This window comes from Leptolyngbya sp. NK1-12, from assembly GCF_032598965.1.
Lineage (GTDB): Bacteria > Cyanobacteriota > Cyanobacteriia > Elainellales > Elainellaceae > Elainella.
Window position 1 is genome coordinate 3,302,441 of record NZ_CP053586.1, and the last position, 18,641, is coordinate 3,321,081.

The following is an 18,641-nucleotide window of genomic DNA, read 5'->3' on the forward strand; positions in this document are numbered from 1 at the left end:
TCGTTACTATAAAACATAAGCTTATTTGGAGTCGATGCCTGAGCCGGTTTGGGAAATGTTGATGCAAATTCTGCTAGTTGAGGATGATCCCTCTACTTGTTCAATTCTGACTCAGAGCCTAACGGCGCATCACTATCAGGTCAACACAGCAGCAGATGGACAAACCGGCCTAGAGATGGCCCAGCAGTATGAGTATGACCTAATTTTGCTCGACATTGAGCTGCCCAGGCTAGATGGGATGCGGTTGTGTCAGAAATTGCGCTCGCAGGGCTATGTCAACCCGGTTCTGCTGCTCACCGCCCGCGACAGCACCAGCGATCGGATTCTCGGCCTCGATGCCGGAGCCGATGACTATGTCGTCAAACCTTTTGACATAGAAGAACTCTTGGCGCGGGTGCGGGCATTGCTGCGGCGTGGCAAAGCGCTCGATAACTCGGTGATTACCTGGGAAAATCTGCGCTTTGATGCTGCTAACAGTCAAGTTGTGGCAATCCATGCCTCCAGCGAGCACCTCCTTCACCTAACGCCTAAGGAATATGGCCTATTAGAACTGCTGCTGCTCCACCCCAAACGAGTCTTTAGCCGCAGTGCAATTCTGGATCGGCTGTGGGACTTAGCCGAAGCGCCGGGCGAAGAAACCGTCAGCACCCATATCAAGTGCTTGCGACAAAAGCTGAAAGCTGCCGGGGTAGCCGATTTAATCGAAACCGTGCATGGCATGGGCTATCGGTTACGGCCACCCTCTGCTTCACTGGCACCAACGCCGCCTCAAGCCAATCAACCTCAGCAGGCTATTAGCAAGCAAGCCATTAGCAAGCAAGCCATCCACCGCGAGCAGGTCAAAGCCATCACAGCCCGAGTTTGGCAACGCTCGAAGCAGCAATTTATCGAGCATATGCAAATCTTGGAGCAGGCTGTTACCAGATTAGAAAATGACAACCTGACACCTGAGTTGCGTCAGCAGGCAAAGCAAGCCGCTCACAAACTAGCGGGGTCGCTCGGTATGTTTGGCTTGAGCAACGGCTCCGATTTGGCAAAACATCTAGAAGACTGGCTACAGCCACAAATTTGGCTAGACTCCACTCAGTTTGCCCACCTGAAGCAAACGGTGCAGGAGCTGTATCAAATCATTCAACCTCAGGCCATTCAACCTCAGGCCATTCAACCTCAGGCCATTCAACCTCAGGCCATTCAACCTCAGGCCATTCAACCTCAGGACTCAGATGCGCAATCGGAGCACGGCTCTACCACTCAAATCGGATCTAGCCTGTGCCCAGTTTTCCCCATATCGTCAGATTTCCAAAATCCAAAATTGCCGCTCGTCTTAGTAATTGACACCAATCAACCTCTGATTCACCAACTTCAGACCCAAGCACCCAACTGGGGCATTCAGATTGAGGTGGCGGCTGATCTAGCAGCGGCTCGCGCCATTCTCCAGGAAAGACCTCTTGAGGTGATTCTGTTGAATCTCGATCTTTCCGGCATTACCCCTGAGCTGTGGACTGAACTGCGTCAGCTTACCCAGCCGATTCCCCTGCTAGCCCTGACCACACGAGACCGCCTGCAAGATCGCTTAGCCGCAGCTCAGTTGGGCAACTGTTTGGTTTTGCAGCAACCCTTGCCGCTAGACACTATCCGAGCAGCGATCATGCGCAGTCTGCAGCAGCCAAACATGCCTGTCAATCGCGTCATGGTGGTTGATGATGAAGACGCCGTGATTGCCTATCTCACCGCTCTGCTCCAGCCTCTGGGCATAGAGGTGATTGGGGTAAGTCGGCCACAGGATTTTTGGCAAATGTTGCAGCAGACTGCCCCCAGCTTGGTGATTCTAGATTTAGAGATGCCCGACTTGGATGGCCTCCAGCTCTGTCGCGTCGTGCGTAGCGATCTCTATTGGTCTAGGCTCCCAATTGTGTTTCTTTCTAGCCACAGCCAGTCTGAGCAAATCGACCAAGCGTTTATCGCCGGAGCCGATGACTACCTATCCAAATCAGCCGCTGCCCACGAAGTCACCGAGCGGATTGTGCGACGGCTAAAACGGACAGGCTTTCGAGAGCAAACGGGCAAGGACATTGAAGAATGCATAGAACAATGAAGCAACAATTCTCCAGGTTCATCGCGTCCCGGTGCTGGCTCCAAGATAAGCTCCTGCTGCGCGGCGGCTTGGGCATCTCTCTCCTATTACTTTGTGGAGTTGGGACGGCCTCCTATCTCAACACGCGACAATTGGCCGCCAATCGCTATTGGGTGGAACATACCTATCAGGTGTTGGGAACGATTCAAGATGTTGAGGATGGCCTCCAAAATGCAGAGCGAGGACGGCGGGCTTATAGATTGACCCAAGACCAGGAATTTTTGCAAATCTACCGCCAGGGTATTCAAGGCACCCAAGCCTCCTTGCAGCGCTTAGACAGCCTCACGGCAGACAACCCCCGTCAACAACAGCGCTTAGCTCTGGTAAATCCCCTAATTAAGCAGCGGATGCGCTTACTGCAACAGTCCATTCAGCTACCTCCCACAGCGACAGAGGAACAGGCGGCGTTAACCCGCCAGGATATCCAGATGCAGCAGGGGATCCAAACGCTCCTCAAGACTATGGAGGAGGAGGAACAGACTCTATTACAGCAGCGCGCCCAAGCCCCGAACATCGCCCTATCCGTAACCAACCTGTTCAATATTCTGGGGTATGGCTTCAGTTTCGCTTTACTAACGCTGATCTATGCGTTGCTAGAGCAGGAAATTCGGCAGCGGCAGCGGGCAGAAATTGCAATTAAACAATATGTCGATGAAGTAGAAGACCTCTATAACCATGCGCCCTGTGGTTATCATTCGCTGGATGCAGAGGGACGATTGATCCGTATCAACGATACTGAGCTGAAGTGGTTGGGCTATGACCGTTCTGAAGTAATTGGGAGGCTCTACACCGAACTTTTAACTCCCAACAGTCAGCAAAGTTTCTTCTCTAACTTTCCCAAATTTGTCGAGCAGGGCTGGATCAACAACCTGGAGTTTGAAGTTAAGTGTAAAGATGGCTCGATCTTGCCGGTAGAGGTGAATGCTACCGCCCTCACAGATGCCGCCGGCCAGTACATCAGAAGTCGCTCCACCTTGGTAGACATCCGAGAACGCAAACGGGCTGAAACCGCGCTCCGCACCAGTGAAGCCAAATTTCGTTCCCTCAGTGAAGCGGCACCGATCGGGATTTTCATGGCCGATGCCCAAGGCTACATCACCTACACCAATCGGCGTGCCCAAGAAATAGGCGGCTTTTCGCTAGACGAATCGTTGGGCTATAGCTGGATGCAGTTTATTCACCCTGATGATTCTGAGTGGATGTTAGCCCAATGGCAAGCCGATTCTGTCGCTGCACAAGGCAGCATCTACAACGACGTTCGGTTTCTGCATCGCAATGGCATCATTCGCTATGTCCGGATTCAAACAGCCCCGATTGCTGATGCCTCAGACCAAGTATTGCTCGTCGTTGGCACCATCGAAGACATTACCGAAAGCCGCCGCGTCGCCCAAATGAAGAGTGAGTTTGTTTCGACCGTCAGCCACGAGTTGCGCACTCCCCTCACTGCCATTCGCGGAGCTTTGGGTCTACTGGCTGCTGGCGTGTATGAGCGAAAACCCGAAAAAGCCAAACGCATGGTACAAGTGGCCGCCGAGCAGAGCGATCGTCTAGTGCGGCTGATTAACGACATCCTCGATTTTCAACGGCTAGAGTCCGGCAAAGTTCAGCTTGTGATGCAGCCATGCAACGCCGCCGATCTACTCCAACAGGCCGTAGAAACCATGCGCCCCAGTGCGGAAGAACATCAAATTAGCCTCAGCCTCACCGCTGCCCCCATGCAGGTCTGGGCCGCCCCCGACGCGATTCTGCAAACCCTGACTAATTTGATCAGTAACGCCATTAAGTTTTCTGATCCTGGCGGGGTGGTGTGGGTTGGGGTGGAAATGGCGGCTCGTGAGCCTTGCCGAACGGGGAAGATGGGGGAGATTAATTCTTCCTCACCTTCCCCACCTTCCCCACCTTCCCCACCTTCCCCACCTTCCCCACCTTCCCCATTCGTCCTCTTCACCGTCCAAGATCAGGGGCGCGGCATTCCGGCAGATAAGTTAGAAATTATTTTCGAGCAGTTCCAACAGGTGGATGCATCGGATTCGCGTCAGCGCGGCGGCACTGGGTTGGGTTTAGCCATTTGTCGTAAAATAATCGAGCAGCATGGCGGCAAAATTTGGGCGGAGAGTGCTCTGGGGCAGGGGAGTCGCTTTTATTTCACGTTGCCGATTGTTTCTCAAGTAAGCCATACCGATGCTGATGAGTAAGCGTGTCCTAATTGTTGATGACGAAGCCCCAATTCAAGAAGTCATCCAGGGGTGCTTGGAAGAGCTGGCGGGTTGGGAAGTTTGGACAGCCTCGTCGGGACTCGAGGGGTTGGAGCTTGCCTCAGACCAACCGGATGGGATTCTGCTGGATGTTTCGATGGCAGGAATGGATGGGTTTGAAGTACTGCAAGCTCTAAAGGCTGACCCCAAGACGCAAACCATTCCCGTCGTGTTGTTGACGGCCAGGGTGCAGGCCAGTGATTTGGCCCAGTTCGCCAAATTGCCCATTGCGGGCGTAATTCAAAAACCATTTGATCCAGTCCTGCTGATTGATCAGGTGGCTGAGGCATTCGGCTGGTAATGGTTTTGGCTGGTACTGGTTTTGGCTAGTAATTGTAACGTTTTACAACTTCAGAAATTCCTCAAACTTTATTTCTAAATTAGGAGACGTTCACAGAACACTTGCAAGCTGAGGAACATGAGTAGACAGAGGGAATGCAAGAACTGAATTGGGGAGGTATGTTTTTATCAGCCCTAGGTTTCACAACTGGGTGCAGTGCGAGGGGAGAAGAATACGGCAGAAAAGATCAGGGGGTTACTCCAAACTCTCGACGCTGCTATTCAAATCCATTGCATCGGTTGCTGAGATTGGTCCCTCAGTTCTGAATTCCGTCTGTCTTTTTTCAATGGTTTGACTCACGTTTCAATTCATCTTTCAGTTCGCAGCTGCGGCAATCGTGGAATTGGAGTTGGGACATAGTGTGGAAGGATCAAAGCGATGGAAGCCAGCTCAGCTCAGCCTGTTTTGTTAGTAATTGAGGATGACGATCCAGTTCGAGAAGTGATTACCAATTGCTTTGAAGATATAGCAGGATGGAAAGTAATTGCGACCAAGTCTGGGCAGGAGGGGTTAAAACTGGTTGCCTCTCAACACCCTAAAGCCATCGTTCTGGATGTAATGATGCCAGAAATGGATGGAATTACGTTCCTGCAACAGCTCAGAGAACTAAACACAACTCACTTGGCAGATACTCCAGCAGTTCCTGTTATCATCATCACTGCCTATTCTTCTGGTTTGAATTCAAGTGAATTAACGGCATTGGGTGTGAAGGGCGTCATTGCCAAACCCTTTGATCCGTTCCGACTGACAAAGCAAACGGCTGAACTTTTGGGATGGGTATGATTTCATGAAATGATATCGGATTTATTTAAGCAGTATTCTCAATTGATATCATATTTCTCTAAGCAGCATTCTCGATAGAGTACCATAGCGATATCTATCTTCTATGGATTAATTCTTATTAGAACTTCTAAACATGATCACAGTTTTGGTTATCGAAGATAATCTTGATTTTCAAAAAGTGTTGGTAACCTGGCTATACCTGGAAAATTTTTTTGTACTCACTGCCGAAAATGGTGCAGTAGGTCTACAAATGATTCGAATCGAGCAGCCCGATATGGTGCTCTGCGATCTACACATGCCGATCTTAGATGGGATGAGCCTGCTCAAACTGATTCGCCAAGAACCCAAAATTGCCAATACCTTCTTTTTTATCATGACCGCAGGTTGTGAAGATGCAGCTTACCAAGAAGCACAGCGTTATCGAGTCGATGGCTGGATAGATAAATCTCGCATTTGGGAGCGCATTCCCGAAATTATTGCAGGTCGATTTCGCTAAACTTTCAAAATTAGTTTGAATGCACCAATGATTCTAATTCTTGAAAATGATCCAGCCTTTCGGAAAAGTTTAACAACTTGGCTGGTGCTAGAAGGCTTTTCGGTCCAGACAGCCAGTGACGGGATTGCCGGATTACAGTTGATTCAATCTCAACATCCAGATGCTGTGATTTGTGACCTCGATTTGCCGAAACTAAACGGTTTAGATGTTCTCAAAGCGCTACGACAAAATGCATCGGTTGCTGATACAGCATTTTTGCTAATGAGCAGCAATCCCAATGACAAGATGCGCTGTCAAGCCCAAAAGTTGGGAGCAAATGGTTTTCTGGAGAAACGACGAATGTGGAACCAGCTATCTCTGATTCTCAAATCGTGTTTATCCAATCAGTCTTACTGCAAGGATATGACAAGATGAAAATTATTGATCAAGGCTATCGCTGCTACATGCACAATCGCATTCTGGGCCATTGGAAACTACAATGCCATCTCTATATCTATTTCTCTCACCCAGAGCAGCAAACTATTGTCATTTCTAATCTGCGCCTAGAGTCGGGACAATTCGCGTCCTTCTTAATGACCCATGTAGTCGAGCAAATCATCTATGACTTTAAGCTCAATCCTGACACCACCGTGTGGATAGAACATTACACTGGTTCTCACGAACAACCCGCTGCTCATGCATTTACCCACATCACCTTTCAATGGGTTGACAAACACGTTCAAGATCTACAGCGAAAGTTAATTAGCCATCAACAAGCACAAATCACGAGCGGCGAAAGTTTAGAGTTTTTGTTGACCGAGTAATACCAATTCTTAGTTTTAAGTTTTGGCTTCCGGTGAGTCAGCCGAACCGAGTTTTGAATGACGGAAGCTGCATACCGCAACCCACCGAATGCTGTAATCTGTAGCCCGATTAAAGGGAAATGGTATGAGAGACCGGAAGCAGCACCGAGGCAGAGCCTCTTCACAACTGACATCGCAACCCACCTCATTTCTGTGTCTTTAGATAAAGCGCTAGAGTTTTCAGCCCTAATAAAATGTATTGCGTTGAGTAGATTTGGCCCTCTGCGTCAGTTAGCCTTTGAGCCATCTGCTGTAGCTGTTGGGAAGTGGGTGGCGGACATTTGCCGAAATAGCCTTGGCGGCGGAGCAACAACAAATCGTGGCGGTAAACGATATGGTAGATTTCGAGTAGGTGACAGGCTCGTTCAATTTTTTCTGCGGTCAAGTCCTCTGTTTTCTGAAGATAACGGCGCAATCTTGCCGCAGTTAAACTATTCAACATTGACCAATCGCTAGGGGATGACCGCTCTCGGTCTTTAGGACGAGACGAGGAATCGTGTTGCGTCGGTAGGTTGGGGGGAAAGCCATAGTTGGAAGTAGGAGTAATCATAATCTGTGCTCTAAATTTGAAATAACAGCAATTCGATTCAATTGACAGGTTCTCAAGCAAGGTCGTTCACTCCAAAGCCACCACCACCGGGCGTCTCAATCACAAAGCAATCACCGGGCTGCATCTGAACTTCGGCTTTACCGGGTAAGGGTTCAATCGTGCCGTCGTGGCGCTCAACAAAATTGCGGCCCACCATTCCTGATTCACCTCCAGCTATCCCGAATGGCGGCACGACTCGATGGCCTGACAGAATCGCAGCCGTCATCGCTGCTCGAAATTTAATCCGGCGAATCACCCCATTGCCGCCTTGAAATTTGCCTCTACCGCCGCTGTTGGCCCGAATTGCAAAGTTTTCGACCAGCACAGGAAAGCGCCATTCTAAAACCTCTGGATCGGTTAAGCGCGAATTGGTCATGTGGGTTTGTACGGCATCGGTGCCATTGAAGTCCTTTCCAGCCCCCGATCCGCCGCAAATCGTTTCGTAATATTGGTGGTGCTGATTGCCAAACGTGAAGTTATTCATCGTGCCCTGAGCAGCCGCCATCACCCCTAATGCTCCATACAAAGCATTTGCGATTGCCTGCGAGGTTTCCACATTGCCTGCTACCACCGCTGCTGGATAGCGGGGATTTAACATGCACCCATCTGGAACATGAATCTGCAAGGGTTTGAGGCAGCCTGCATTGAGCGGAATGTCATCGTCTACCAGGGTGCGAAAAACATATAGCACAACGGCTTTACAGATCGCGAATGGCGCGTTCAGGTTGGTCGATTGTTGGGGAGAGGTGCCAGTGAAATCGATTGCAGCCGAGCGGTCGCGGTGATCAATGGTAATCTTGACACCGATCTGGCAGCCGTCATCCATTGCGTAGACAAACTCGCCATCTTGCAAAACATCAATCACGCGCCGCACCGATTCTTCTGCATTGTCTTGAACATACTGCATATAAGCCTGCACCATCTTCAATCCGTAATGTTCGACCATGCGCACTAGCTCATGCACACCGCGTTCATTGGCGGCAATTTGGGCTTGCAGATCGGCGATATTCTGAGTCAAATTGCGAACTGGATACGGTCCAGAGGTTAACTGCTGTATCAGTTCTGCTTCCCGGAAGTGGCCCTGATCGACTAACTGGAAGTTATCGAGCAACACCCCCTCTTGTTCCACCGAAGTGCTGTAAGGTGGCATAGAACCGGGCGTGATGCCGCCAATATCGGCATGGTGGCCACGAGAGGCAACATAGAACAGGGGAGACGGTGGATTGCCTAGATTGATAAATACAGGAGTGATTACAGTGACATCCGGCAGATGAGTGCCGCCATTGTAGGGATTGTTAGAAACATAGACATCTCCTGGTTTGAGGGCAGCTCCTTTGGCTGTGATCAAACTATGAACACTTTCGCTCATAGAGCCGAGATGAACTGGAATATGGGGCGCATTAGCAACAAGCTGCCCCTGTTGGTCAAAGATGGCGCAGGAGAAATCTAAGCGTTCTTTGATGTTGACAGAGTAGCTGGTATTTTGCAGCGTAACTCCCATCTCTTCGGCAATGGCCCGGACTAAATTATTGAAGATTTCTAGAAATACAGGATCGGGTTTTGCAACAGCGTGGAGTGGATGGGTAGACGTCTGCTGGCTCGCTGCCCCTACCTTGCTCTCCTGCCGCAAAATCAGGTAATTGCGATCGGTGAGTTCGGCACTCCATCCGGGTTCAATCACATTGGTGCCCGTCGGTTCAATAATTAGGGCTGCTCCCACAATCCGATCGCCTGGCTGCAGGTCTTCGCGCTGATAGATAGGAGTTTCGTACCACCTGCCTTTGCTGTAGATCGGAACGGTTGCAATTGGAGTCAGAGGAGTCATTCGTTTAGCCGTGAGCAGTGGTTCTGTCAACGATGTTGCTTGCCCAATCGCTTCGACCGAAACAGCTTCAACAATCAGGGCTTTGTCTGGCATCGTGAAGCCATAGCGCTGTCGGTAAACCTGCTCAAACCGCGAGCGCATCTCATCCAGGCTACCAAACCGGACCATCAGAGCAGAATCCGTACCTTCGTAGCGCAAGTGTACATTGCAGAGAATTTGCAGCCGCTCGCGACTGACCCCCTGAGCCAGAATTTCTGCTGCTCCATCAGCCGTTAGTTGCTCTAGCACCTGCGTCAATAGGGGCAGGGTCCCAGCCGTTAAGGGGGCTTCTATGGCTTTTTCCTTGAGGCTACGCAAATCGGCCAAACCGATGCCATAGGCCGAGAGCACACCTGCATAGGGGTGAATAAAAATCTGCTGCATTCCCAAAGCTTCGGCAATCAAACAGGCATGTTGTCCTCCTGCTCCTCCAAAACAGCAAAGCGTGTATTCAGTTACGTCATAACCGCGCTGCACCGAAATTTTCTTGATTGCGTTCGCCATTTTGTCAATTGCGATGGCTAAAAACCCTTCTGCTACCTGTTCCGGAGTACGAGAGTCGCCAGTTTTTTGCTGAATTTCAGCACTCAGGGCAGCAAATTGCTGCTGCACCACGGCCCTATCTAGCGGCAAATCTCCAGATGCCCCAAACACATGGGGGAAAAACGCCGGTTGAATCTTACCCACCATGACATTGCAGTCAGTGACGGTGAGCGGTCCGCCTTTGCGGTAACAGGCAGGTCCTGGGTTCGCCCCAGCCGATTGTGGTCCCACACGATAACGAGAGCCATCAAACTGTAAGATAGAGCCGCCGCCCGCCGCCACGGTGTGAATCGACATCATTGGTGCCCGCAACCGCACACCCGCCACTTCGGTTTCAAAGGTCCGCTCATACTCGCCATTGAAGTGGGATACATCGGTGGATGTGCCGCCCATATCGAAGCCAATAATCTTGTTGAATCCGGCGACAATGCTAGTCTTAACGGCTCCTACAATGCCGCCTGCCGGACCAGAGAGAATGCTGTCTTTGCCTTGAAACAAATTAGCGTCGGTTAGCCCGCCATCGGATTTCATGAATTCTAGCCGAGTAGAATGGGTCGCGGTTCCCTGGAGTGCTGCCGCCACCTGTTCAACATAGCGCCGCAAAATCGGAGATAGATAGGCATCTACTACGGTAGTATCACCTCGGCTGACCAATTTCATCAAGGGGCTGACCTGATGAGACACAGAGATTTGGGTAAAGCCGATTTGGGCCGCAATTGCCGCGACCTGCTGTTCATGATCTGGGTAACGGTAGCCGTGCAGCAATACAATCGCACAGGAGCGGATCCCAGCCTCGTAGGCGGACTGCAATGCAGTAGTTAATCGAGCTGCTTCGGATGCGGTAATCGGCACTAATTCTTCGCCTTGGGCCGTATAGCGCTCATCTACTTCAATCACGCGCTCATAGAGCATCTCCGGCAAAACAATCTGGCGGGCAAAGATATTGGGACGGTTTTGATAGCCGATGCGTAGCGCGTCGCCAAATCCTTTCGTGGTCACTAGTACCGTGCGGTCGCCTTTGCGTTCGAGCAAGGCATTAGTCGCGACCGTGGTGCCCATCTTCACGACCTCGACCACCTCTGCTGGAATTAGCTCGTGCGCCTCTAGTCCTAAAATATCTCGAATTCCCTGAATCACCGCATCCTGATAGCGTTCCGGCTGTTCCGACAGCAGTTTATAAACAATCACCCACTGCTGGTCAGGTAAGGCAACCACTTGAAAGCGTTCTGGCAATTGCGCGAGCCGCTGGACAATGGCCTGATCATCTGTAACAGCCACTAAGTCAGTAAACGTACCACCACGATCAGCAAATACTTTCAACATGATTTCATCATCCAAACTTGATTGCGAGCAAACCTGATTTCGCTCAGACAGTGCGATTAGTTGTTGATTAATTTGTCGTCTGGAGCCGCCCCCTTTCCTGGGATGCCCACAGGGCTATCATCCCCTATTAGTGGGAACTTATTAGTGGGAACTTGGAACAGCGATGGTTCGGGAAAGTCCCCCAGAATATGTAGGGGGATGTAGGGGGCTTTTTAAACGGATCCTCTAGCGCTTCATCCTACAAATCGCTGAGCAACCTCAGTAGATCGAAAATGAATGCGTTTTGATGACTAGACTTAGGTTCGTTCGCGCAGTGTGTGCATAGCACAATCCCCCTAAATCCCCCTTCATAAGGGGGACTTCAAGCCACGGGTGGCCTGGTTCCCCCCTTTGGTAAGGGGGGCTAGGGGGGATCTCAACATGATTTGCGATCTACTGAACCTGCTTGTTCCTACCCCCTATTAAGCAATAAATTTTTGTGTCGTGCTACTGACAGGCGTGAGGATTTTTTTAAATAGCTGTAAGCAGCGTCGCTAATCAAGCGTCGCTAATCAACGGAGTGCCGGTTTGCCTCTTGCAACCCTCTTATTCGGGCTTTGACATAGATCTCAGATGCACCCAAGCCCAGCGTTTTTTGATTTCAACACTCGTGCCAGCGTGGATGTGACCGTCTTCTTGCTGCGGCTCCGAGACTTCCTGCACGGCTACAATTTCTGCTGGTGGAGCGATGCGATTGCCATTCTCCTGAAACTTGACTATGCCCGTTACCCCTTTCACTGCTTTGTTCTTCACCTTAAAAAATCGGCGCATTTGCACCAGCAGGCTCTCGTTCTCTTGCTGGTGTTCCAGAGTTTTGAGAATGATCAGCACCGCATCAAACGCGGTGGCGCTGCGCCATGTCACGTTTGCACGTCCCCATAGCTGACTACCCAACTGGCAAAAGTATCGCGCTAGGGCGTTCGGGCTATTACAACCATTTTCCTCGCTGTACCAGTGCCAAGGAATGCAGGCAAGCAATTGGTTCTGAGCTATATTGCTCTCTCGCTGGCTGCGCTCATACATCCAATGCAGCACATTTTGTTGATAGAAGGTTGCTGGCCCTACAATCATGCAGTTTTTCAGATTGAGGCGGCTAATCAATCCGGCATTATGCAAGGAGTTTGGTTCGATTCCACCATCGGGAATCAAAATCACGATATCAACTCCTGTCTGCTGAATCTGGGTGAGATAGGTCTGAATTTCGTCAAACTCTCCGCCCAACCGCCCAAATTCTGATTGCAGTTCAAGCTGATTTTGATGATTTTCTAAACTTGCTTTCACTGCTGCCCGATAGGAACAGCTATAGCCACTATTTTCGTTATAGATAATCGCCACTTGCTTGATGGCTTTCTTGAAGCCGGAGCCAGACGAACTTGTGGCTAAATAGTGAATCAGTGACGTTGCGCTAACCCGGTCGTGGGTTGTCAGTCTAAAAAACCCCATAGTTTCGTCCAGCTCTGATAGCTCATCGGACGTGCTAGAGGCATTGATCAAAACGATGCCCTTCTCCGAATAGAACTTCAATGCTGTTTGGGTCATTTCGCTAGAGTAGTGACCAATCACAGCACTGAGATTGAGCTGAGCAGCTAAGCTGGCCAATCGTTCAGCTGTCTGATTGTAGGGGTCATAAACATGATTTGGATCGTTGACGACCATGATTTGCAATGCGAGCTTGCTAGACGTAATCGGCCCAGCATTACCAAAAACCGAGAAGATGTTGGATCTAGTGATTTTCGGTTGCTCAGCTTGATCAGATTTCCCATTTTGGCCAACATCCGATTCTGCCGATTGACAAAATTCCATCTCTAGACTGGGAATGTCAAAATTCTGAAAGTTGACCTGAGATTGGATCTGAGCAATTCCGCGTAGAATTTCTGCCGCAACTCTCCCTTGATTGTGATGAAACGGCACAACCACAGCCAGAGTATAGATGGGAATGTTCTGTTTCTCTAAAAAGGGCTTTTGATATTCAATTAAACAGTTATTCAGATAAATGCAGATTTCTGGATTCCCTCTGCCGTAGATTTTCTGTTCTTCATTCCAGGCTTTCACGAAAAATAACAGCGCTTGGTAATATAATCCCTGTTGATACCGTTGGGTTCCTTTGATTTGAAGCTGAACAATGCGCTGATCCGGCGAATAGAAGAACATCTGCCGCCCAAAGCTGCCTTGAAAATTATCGCTGTTCAACTGAGTGGCCGGATTCAACCGATAGCCATGCGCTGGATTCAGCAAAAAATTCAGAATTAACACCCAGTTATTGGCGATTTCGCTTTGCTCTACCTGCATCAAATCGGCAATTCTGGGATAAATGTTGGCGTTGAGCTGATTGCCAACTTCGGCATCGCACAGGTTAACTTTCTCGGCAATTTGCTTGCGGCGGTAGCCCAGCAAAAACAAACAGATGATTTCCTTGTCCCGCTGGCTGAGCGGCTTTTTATATAGACCTGCTTCTAGTCGCTGCAGAAACAGCTCAATGTCAATCCCTAATTGCGCGATCACCTGCTGATAGCTGGAAACCATAGAAGGCAACTCTTATCCGTACCTAAAACAATACTCCGATTGCCTCGAATTGAAAACTGACGGATGTAGAAGAATTGCTTACAGCTATCAGCACGGCAATGGGGGGCATTTCCATTCAATTGTTTTCCCCAGCGAGTGGGGACTTACAGACCTCGCCGACATCGACCTAGGAGGCGCTAAGTTTCCATTCAATTGTTTTCCCCAGCGAGTGGGGACTCTACTGAACGTCCCTTTACACGGCTGCATCCGTGTTTCCATTCAATTGTTTTCCCCAGCGAGTGGGGACCTGAGGTTGGGTCGGCTTGCAGCCAGCTTTGTCACCGAGTTTCCATTCAATTGTTTTCCCCAGCGAGTGGGGACTGTTGAGCTCAGAAAACCCATGAATAAACAACAAGCTGTTTCCATTCAATTGTTTTCCCGAGCGAGTGGGGACTACCCTCTACCTCAGAAACCTCAGTAACCAGTTCAAGTTTCCATTCAATTGTTTTCCCCAGCGAGTGGGGACCTTAGTTAGGCCGCATGGAGAAGTTGTGACAATTAAACAGTTTCCATTCAATTGTTTTCCCCAGCGAGTGGGGACGAAATTAAATCGCTAATTGAAGCACCAAAAGGGTTTAAGTTTCCATTCAATTGTTTTCCCCAGCGAGTGGGGACCTATCCAAGAAGCTGCTGATGCCTTCAGCGTTGAAGTTTCCATTCAATTGTTTTCCCCAGCGAGTGGGGACGGCTATCTTTAGTCAAGATCATGGGAACATTGCCGCACGTTTCCATTCAATTGTTTTCCCCAGCGAGTGGGGACTTGGAAATTGGCTTGTGCCCTCCGTTTGACCCCTATTCGTTTCCATTCAATTGTTTTCCCCAGCGAGTGGGGACCAAGCAGAACATGATTCTCAGAAACAACATCACCAAGTTTCCATTCAATTGTTTTCCCCAGCGAGTGGGGACCCTACTAAACACAGTACTAGAACTATCCCCTGTTAAAACGTTTCCATTCAATTGTTTTCCCCAGCGAGTGGGGACTTGGGGATATCCAAACAGTGTTGGTACTCACCGGCACGTTTCCATTCAATTGTTTTCCCCAGCGAGTGGGGACTCAATGGCAGGATAGCTGGGCTATCACAGGCAAGGGTTTCCATTCAATTGTTTTCCCCAGCGAGTGGGGACGGTACCTGGTAGAGAAACCAAAGTTCTATAACTTGATGTTTCCATTCAATTGTTTTCCCCAGCGAGTGGGGACCTAATGAGCAAGAACAAGAAACAACCACTGGAGAAATCGTTTCCATTCAATTGTTTTCCCCAGCGAGTGGGGACTGTACTATCCCTAAATATCTTTAGATATTTAAATTAATGTTTCCATTCAATTGTTTTCCCCAGCGAGTGGGGACGTAGTGCCGAGATTTCTAACATCAGGCAGCGATTATGTTTCCATTCAATTGTTTTCCCCAGCGAGTGGGGACCCATATACGGTGAACCAGATCAAACTGACTCTGAGACGTTTCCATTCAATTGTTTTCCCCAGCGAGTGGGGACCTAGTTTAGAAAGGAGTAATTTTTATGGGGCCAAATGAGTTTCCATTCAATTGTTTTCCCCAGCGAGTGGGGACAGAACGTATTAACCCATCAAAACCAGTGGATCCACTCAAGTTTCCATTCAATTGTTTTCCCCAGCGAGTGGGGACCTATTTTCAAAGAAAAAACTGGAAATGTCAAAAAAAGTGTTTCCATTCAATTGTTTTCCCCAGCGAGTGGGGACAATATCCGTAGATTTAGAAGCTACTGTGTCCTTAGGGTTTCCATTCAATTGTTTTCCCCAGCGAGTGGGGACTTAATTCTGAATGCGGTGAGTACTGTGCTAAATTTGCGTTTCCATTCAATTGTTTTCCCCAGCGAGTGGGGACATGATTGAATTCGAAGAATGGGAGTCGCCAGAGATTGTTTCCATTCAATTGTTTTCCCCAGCGAGTGGGGATCCTGTAATTACAACCTTCAGCACCAGGTCCTTGATGCGTTTCCATTCAATTGTTTTCCCCAGCGAGTGGGGACCCTTGATTTGACGTACTATTCAGGCTTTTTAACGGGCAGTTTCCATTCAATTGTTTTCCCCAGCGAGTGGGGACCTATGTCATTATCTTCGCGTTCAGCTACCAAAACCAAAGTTTCCATTCAATTGTTTTCCCCAGCGAGTGGGGACCTTTCTTTGTTGCTTTAGCTGGCTTGCTGCCAACCAAGTTTCCATTCAATTGTTTTCCCCAGCGAGTGGGGACCCATCCAAGTAGTCTTACAACCTTTTGACACTGTAATGTTTCCATTCAATTGTTTTCCCCAGCGAGTGGGGACATATAGCTTGAATCCATTAACAACACATAAGCTGCAAAGTTTCCATTCAATTGTTTTCCCCAGCGAGTGGGGACTTAATCGATTCAATAGCTATCTCATAACTAGATTTAAGTTTCCATTCAATTGTTTTCCCCAGCGAGTGGGGACATGGGTAGTTTACACCCATCCAGACAATAGCTACAAGTTTCCATTCAATTGTTTTCCCCAGCGAGTGGGGACACGTCATACATTCACTAACGCTAACCTGACATCAGGCAGTTTCCATTCAATTGTTTTCCCCAGCGAGTGGGGACTTGACAAGTTCGGTGCTTGTCGAGTCTTCATTAAAAGTTTCCATTCAATTGTTTTCCCCAGCGAGTGGGGACAACATAAAGGAAGCTATCTTTCTGTGTTTTAGTTTAGGTTTCCATTCAATTGTTTTCCCCAGCGAGTGGGGACGTTAAGGTAACTAAAATGCAAGAACTTAAAAATTTCTTGTGTTTCCATTCAATTGTTTTCCCCAGCGAGTGGGGACAATCAGTTACAAAACCTTTTAACCACAAACTACTTAGGGTTTCCATTCAATTGTTTTCCCCAGCGAGTGGGGACGAACTAGTATTGCGTTTGGAATCGAATTAGCCAGGTAAAGTTTCCATTCAATTGTTTTCCCCAGCGAGTGGGGACGATATAGTTATTGCTGGACTGTTCGTGGGACAAGGACGGTTTCCATTCAATTGTTTTCCCCAGCGAGTGGGGACTTTACGTTCACCAACTTTGGTGAACGAGTTAGTTAGGTATTCACGCGTTTCCATTCAATTGTTTTCCCCAGCGAGTGGGGACTTAATCTGGACGTAGCAAACTTGACGTTAACGCAAGCGTTTCCATTCAATTGTTTTCCCCAGCGAGTGGGGACAACGCTTCCGGAAGTGCGTTACAAGTTAATCTAAAAGGTTTCCATTCAATTGTTTTCCCCAGCGAGTGGGGACAAAGAACAGAAACAGAAACTACTAGACCTACCGCTGTCGTTTCCATTCAATTGTTTTCCCCAGCGAGTGGGGACGCGATCGAGGCGACGCCTAATCCCCAGACCAAACGATGTTTCCATTCAATTGTTTTCCCCAGCGAGTGGGGACCTAGAATTGACCGACCTTGAGCAATGGCGGGCAGTTGTTTCCATTCAATTGTTTTCCCCAGCGAGTGGGGACCTAAAAACTTTTGATTGACATGTTTTGCTGGATAGCGTTTCCATTCAATTGTTTTCCCCAGCGAGTGGGGACTACCCAGCGTGCGCTTGATATGCGAGTAGGCATTAATGTTTCCATTCAATTGTTTTCCCCAGCGAGTGGGGACCCACCAGTTCCATACCACTCTCCCACGGTACGGTATTGTTTCCATTCAATTGTTTTCCCCAGCGAGTGGGGACCAATTTACGGCGCATCTCAAATCGTTGCAGCAGAAACTGTTTCCATTCAATTGTTTTCCCCAGCGAGTGGGGACTGGAATAAGGGGCAACGTCAAGAGATTAATTTAGGGTTTCCATTCAATTGTTTTCCCCAGCGAGTGGGGACAACCTCAAAGTTACCTATGCGGCTTATATTGGCAGCAGTTTCCATTCAATTGTTTTCCCCAGCGAGTGGGGACATTTACAATTCACAACACACATAAAACAATGGAAGCAGTTTCCATTCAATTGTTTTCCCCAGCGAGTGGGGACCCCAAGATTACCGGACGGCAGCCCCGTGCTCGACTGAGGAAAAGGTTTCCATTCAATTGTTTTCCCCAGCGAGTGGGGACTCCCTGCGCCATTGACTGGTATCAGACCCAGGCTGATTTGTTTCCATTCAATTGTTTTCCCCAGCGAGTGGGGACCCCCTCAATTGTGGCTCTAGAAATATCGGCAGCCGCCGTTTCCATTCAATTGTTTTCCCCAGCGAGTGGGGACTCTTACTCAGCTTCATAGTAACCATCCTCTTGTTGGGGTTTCCATTCAATTGTTTTCCCCAGCGAGTGGGGACGTGTATGGGTCTGTTCCTACCCCCCAATGGGACATGTCGTTTCCATTCAATTGTTTTCCCCAGCGAGTGGGGACTCCCCTCATTCAAACCCAGAATCAGCGCTTTGTCCAGCGGCCATTTGCGAAGGATCCATCAACCATTTCCAGTTTACCATCCGCTTCAGCCCTCAGAACAGCCTGTAACCCCTACCCCAACAACCATCGAGCGATTCCACCCAAAACCTTAGCTTCAGCGATTTCCGCCATCCCTCGCAGCAGTTTCCGACGAAATCCATACCTCGCCAAACTCCTAAACAATAACTGACCCTGGTACTGGCGTCAGCGGCGGTTCGCCCCACACCTCCACCTGCCCCAGCGTATGCCCAGACAGCGGATAAAACCGCACGCTATCTTCCTTTATATTAATCCGAGCACGCAGACGAGAACGCAACTCATCATACTTTCGAGACGGCAGCACACATTCAAACACACTATACTGCACCCGTCGCCCATAGCCCTCTAGTAGATTCGATACACGCCTGCGACGGCGATGACAAGGAATATCATAGGTGACAATATAAAGTAACATGGTTTTAGCAAA

Annotated in this window: 11 protein-coding genes and 1 CRISPR repeat array; of the genes, 7 read left to right on the forward strand and 4 right to left on the reverse strand. The window is 49.1% G+C overall.

Going from position 1 to position 18,641, the window contains the following annotated elements; genetic code table 11:
- The first annotated feature begins 34 nt into the window (after positions 1-34).
- The 7 genes from HJG54_RS13900 to HJG54_RS13930 all read left to right on the forward strand — a co-directional run bounded on the left by HJG54_RS13900 (position 35) and on the right by HJG54_RS13930 (position 6,811).
- Positions 35-2,095, forward strand: coding sequence for a response regulator (locus tag HJG54_RS13900; protein WP_316429327.1), 2,061 nt, complete (start codon positions 35-37; stop codon positions 2,093-2,095).
- Positions 2,092-4,329: a PAS domain S-box protein gene (locus tag HJG54_RS13905; protein WP_316429328.1), complete on the forward strand. Its 2,238-nt coding sequence runs from the start codon at positions 2,092-2,094 to the stop codon at positions 4,327-4,329. The genes HJG54_RS13900 and HJG54_RS13905 overlap by 4 nt, the downstream gene beginning before the upstream one ends.
- A complete protein-coding gene (locus HJG54_RS13910) occupies positions 4,322-4,690 on the forward strand; it encodes a response regulator (RefSeq protein WP_316429329.1) in 369 nt (122 codons plus the stop codon). Before HJG54_RS13905 ends, HJG54_RS13910 begins: the two co-directional genes overlap by 8 nt.
- A 417-nt stretch (positions 4,691-5,107) precedes the next feature.
- Positions 5,108-5,512, forward strand: coding sequence for a response regulator (locus HJG54_RS13915; protein WP_316429330.1), 405 nt, complete (start codon positions 5,108-5,110; stop codon positions 5,510-5,512).
- 133 nt (positions 5,513-5,645) lie between these two features.
- Entirely contained in the window at positions 5,646-6,008 is a 363-nt protein-coding gene (locus tag HJG54_RS13920) for a response regulator (protein ID WP_316429331.1), read from the forward strand.
- A 27-nt stretch (positions 6,009-6,035) separates the two neighbouring features.
- The gene (locus tag HJG54_RS13925) at positions 6,036-6,422 is read left to right on the forward strand and encodes a response regulator (RefSeq protein WP_316429332.1); all 387 of its coding nucleotides are present in this window, start codon (positions 6,036-6,038) and stop codon (positions 6,420-6,422) included.
- On the forward strand, positions 6,419-6,811 hold the full coding sequence (locus HJG54_RS13930) for a hypothetical protein (RefSeq protein WP_316429333.1): 393 nt from the start codon (positions 6,419-6,421) through the stop codon (positions 6,809-6,811). The genes HJG54_RS13925 and HJG54_RS13930 overlap by 4 nt, the downstream gene beginning before the upstream one ends.
- 184 nt (positions 6,812-6,995) lie before the next feature.
- On the opposite strand, the gene HJG54_RS13935 is transcribed toward HJG54_RS13930, so the two are convergent.
- From HJG54_RS13935 to cas2, 4 genes are all read right to left on the reverse strand, one after another.
- Positions 6,996-7,400, reverse strand: a complete 405-nt coding sequence (locus HJG54_RS13935; protein ID WP_316429334.1) for a hypothetical protein — start codon at positions 7,398-7,400, stop codon at positions 6,996-6,998.
- A gap of 52 nt (positions 7,401-7,452) precedes the next feature.
- Complete coding sequence (locus HJG54_RS13940; protein WP_316429335.1) at positions 7,453-11,169, reverse strand: hydantoinase B/oxoprolinase family protein; 3,717 nt, start codon at positions 11,167-11,169, stop codon at positions 7,453-7,455.
- A 585-nt stretch (positions 11,170-11,754) separates the two neighbouring features.
- On the reverse strand, positions 11,755-13,731 hold the full coding sequence (locus tag HJG54_RS13945; RefSeq protein WP_316429336.1) for an ABC transporter substrate-binding protein: 1,977 nt from the start codon (positions 13,729-13,731) through the stop codon (positions 11,755-11,757).
- Between the two features lie 107 nt (positions 13,732-13,838).
- Positions 13,839-18,136: direct repeats of the CRISPR family, unit length 36 nt; unit sequence GTTTCCATTCAATTGTTTTCCCCAGCGAGTGGGGAC.
- Positions 18,137-18,350: 214 nt separating this feature from the next.
- Positions 18,351-18,629 carry a CRISPR-associated endonuclease Cas2 gene (cas2, locus tag HJG54_RS13950; RefSeq protein ID WP_316429337.1) on the reverse strand — a complete coding sequence of 93 codons (279 nt, stop codon included), beginning with the start codon at positions 18,627-18,629 and terminating at the stop codon, positions 18,351-18,353.
- Positions 18,630-18,641: the final 12 nt, after the last annotated feature.